Raw genomic sequence first — 3,079 nt, 5'->3', positions numbered from 1 at the left:
ACCTCTCCAAGGACCGGCTGGAGGAGCTCGGCGAAGAGATGGAAGCCCGGAAGGGCGAGCTCGTCGAGGTCGGCTAGGGCCCTTCGGCGCCCGGCGGCGGATCAGGGGTCGGCCCGAACGTTCTGAGCGGCCCTCCCCTCGCCCGCCTCCGGTCGGGCGCCCAAGCGGTCGAGGGCTCAGCCCGAGCCGCGAAGGTCACATCGCGAAAAGTCTCCGCGAAGGAATTCCAGCGCGCGACGAAGTCGCCGCCGCGAAGCGGCCGGCGCGAATGCGCCGGGCGCGCCGGTCGCCGCGCAGGCCAGTGCGCGAGCAACCGAGCGGAGGAGGTTCGCGATGTGGGAGGCCGGCGCGTTCCAGCGCGCAAGCGCGTGCGCGCCCGGCCGACGGAAGGGGCGCCGAAGCGGTCGAGGGCCTCCAGCCCGAGCCGCGAGAGGCCGACGCGCGGAGAGGCTTCCCCGAAGTAACCGAGTGGAAGGCCCGCGCGGCGGGAGCATTCGCGATCCGAGCCCCGCGAGCGTCGCGAATGCGACATCTTCGGGTTCTCATTCCCCCCGGTCGGGCGCCGAAGCGGTCGAGGGCCTCAAGCCCGAGCCGCGAGAGGCCACATCGCGAAAAGTCTCCGCGAAGCAACCGAGCGGAGGAGGTTCGCGATGTGGGAGGCCGGCGCGTTCCAGCGCGCAAGCGCGTGCGCGTCCGGCCGACGGTGTGGCAGGTTCGTTGCACGCCGTGACCCGCCATGGAGGCCCCATGAAAATAAAGAGCTTGCAACGCCTTTCGGTCCTCGCGGCGGCGGCCGGTCTCCTGACTCTCGCCGCCTGCTCCAGCAACGAGACGCCGACATCGAGTCGAAATTCGATGATCACCGGCCAGGTCGTCATGGGTTCGAGCGCCCAGTCGGCGACCGTGCGGACGGAAGCCGCGACCGGGGCATCGAACATCGTGGTCAGCGTGGCATCCTCGAACGCGTCCGCCGTCACCGACGCGTCCGGGAATTTCACGCTGACCGGCGTACCGCCCGGCTCCGACACCCTCACCTTCGAACGCGCCGACGTCCATGCCCGGGCCTCGATTCAGGTCCCGGCGGGATCGACGATGTCGATCACGGTGTCCCTCCACGGGAACCAGGCGACGATCGTCCCCGGCGGGCATCCGGGCGCGGAGATCGAAGGACGCGTTCAGACGGTCGACGCGGGAGGATCGACGCTGACGGTCGCCGATCAGCGGCTGGGAACCGTCACGATCACGACGAACGACGCGACGAGCATCCGGCACGGAGCGCTCGCGATCACCCTCGCGCAGATCACCGCGGGAATGGAAGTCCACGTCAAGGCGACGCTGCAGGGGGACGGGACCTATCTCGCGACCGAGATCCTGGTTCAGGACCTCAACAATGGAGGAACGCAGCAGGTCGAAGGCACGATCGCTTCGGTCGACTCGGGCGCGTCGAGCTTCGTCGTCCAATCCCCGGGCGGGACGACGACGGTCACGACGAACGGGGCGACGATCTTCGAGAAGAACGGGATGGCCGCGACGTTCGGCGAACTCGCCGCCGGGCAGCGCGTGACGGTCCGGGGAACGCTCCAGGGAGACGGATCGATCCTCGCGGCTCTCGTGACGATCACCGGGTGAGCCCGTCGCCGTCCGGGGCGAATCCGGAAGGGGCAGTCGAGCCGGCCGGTCAGGAAAGCGCCGCGGCGGTTGCCTCGACTCGCCCCGCCGGAAAATAACGGGCGAGCGCCCGCGAGACGTCGACCAGTCCGATGAGGACCGGCACCTCGACGAGCGGACCGATCACGGCGGCGAAGGCCACGCCCGAGGAGATGCCGAACGTGGCGACGGCGACCGCGATCGCCAGCTCGAAATTGTTCGACGCCGCCGTGAAGGAAAGCGTTGCCGTCTGCGGGTAGCTCGCACCGACCTTCCGGCTCATCCAGAAGCTCAGGGCGAACATCACCACGAAATAGATCAGGAGCGGAATGGCGATGCGCACGACGTCGAAGGGCAGCCTCACGATGGCCTCGCCTTTCAGGCTGAACATGATCACGATCGTGAAGAGCAGCGCGACGAGCGTGACGGGAGCGATCCGCGGGACGAAGACCCGGCGGTACCACTCGAGTCCCTTGAGTTTCCCGAGGACGAGGCGTGTCAGGAATCCGGCGAGAAAAGGAATGCCGAGATAGATGAAGACGCTCCGGGCGATCTGGCCGATCGTCACGTTCACCACCGCGCCCGGGAGGCCGAGCTTCGCGGGGAGCACGGCAGCGAAGAACCAGGCATACACGCTGAAGAAGAGCACCTGGAAGACGGAATTGAAGGCCACCAGTCCCGCGCAGTACTCGGCGTCCCCGCCGGCCAGGTCGTTCCACACGATGACCATCGCGATGCAGCGGGCCAGGCCGATCAGGATCAATCCGAGCATGTATTCCGGCTTGTCCCGCAGGAAGAGCACGGCCAGCCCGAACATGAGCAGCGGACCGACGATCCAGTTCTGGAGGAGGGACAGGCCCAGCACCCTCCGGTTCCGGAAGACCCGGTGCAGCTCCTCGTATTTCACCCGGGCGAGCGGCGGATACATCATCAGGATGAGGCCGATCGCGAGCGGTACGCTCGTCGTGCCGCGATTCCCGGCATTGATGGCGCGGTTGAATCCGGGGACGCCCCAGCCCAGCAGCACGCCCAGCCCCATGGCCAGGAAGATCCAAAGGGTGAGGAAGCGATCGAGGAACGAGAGCCGCCCGGCGACGGCGGGCGGCGTTGCTGCGCTAGCCACGATCCCTGCCCGGGGCCGACGGGATCCTCCTCGCGATCGCGGGCAGCGCGAGCCAGAGCCGGATGCGCTGCATCAGGTCCTTCGCGCCGTTCTCGAACGCCCGGAGCTTCTCCTGTTCGGTTCCCTGCGCTTCCGCCGGGTCCGGCAGGCTCCAGCGGATCACGGCGAGCGCGCCCGGAAACGTCGGGCAGGATTCCGCCGCGCGGTCGCACACCGTGATCACGTAGTCGAACTTCTGCGACACGAAATCGTTCATCGACTTCGGGCGCTGCCCGTCCATGTCGAGGCCGAAGACCTTCTTCACCGCCT

At 68.1% G+C, this 3,079-nt stretch carries 3 protein-coding genes; 1 reads left to right on the top strand and 2 read right to left on the bottom strand.

Annotated elements, in window-relative coordinates:
• The first annotated feature begins 747 nt into the window (after window positions 1-747).
• Window positions 748-1,629: a DUF5666 domain-containing protein gene (locus VFS34_09240; GenBank protein ID HET9794633.1), complete on the top strand. Its 882-nt coding sequence runs from the start codon at window positions 748-750 to the stop codon at window positions 1,627-1,629.
• 49 nt (window positions 1,630-1,678) lie between these two features.
• Here VFS34_09240 and arsB read toward each other — a convergent pair whose 3' ends face one another.
• On the bottom strand, window positions 1,679-2,770 hold the full coding sequence (gene arsB / locus VFS34_09235; protein ID HET9794632.1) for an ACR3 family arsenite efflux transporter: 1,092 nt from the start codon (window positions 2,768-2,770) through the stop codon (window positions 1,679-1,681).
• Window positions 2,763-3,079 (bottom strand): arsenate reductase ArsC (locus tag VFS34_09230; GenBank protein ID HET9794631.1); only part of this gene is annotated, 317 nt, incomplete at its 5' end. The genes VFS34_09230 and arsB, both read right to left, overlap by 8 nt.

The sequence above is a fragment of the Thermoanaerobaculia bacterium genome, from assembly GCA_035717485.1.
In the GTDB taxonomy this organism is placed as follows: Bacteria; Acidobacteriota; Thermoanaerobaculia; order UBA5066; family DATFVB01; genus DATFVB01.
The sequence above is the reverse complement of the archived record's forward strand: the minus strand, read 5'-3'. Positions and strand labels throughout refer to the sequence as shown.

Excerpts from the sequence above, each read along its gene's own strand:
- VFS34_09240 (HET9794633.1), top strand. The coding sequence starts at position 748 with ATGAAAATAAAGAGCTTGCAACGCCTTTCGGTCCTCGCGGCGGCGGCC.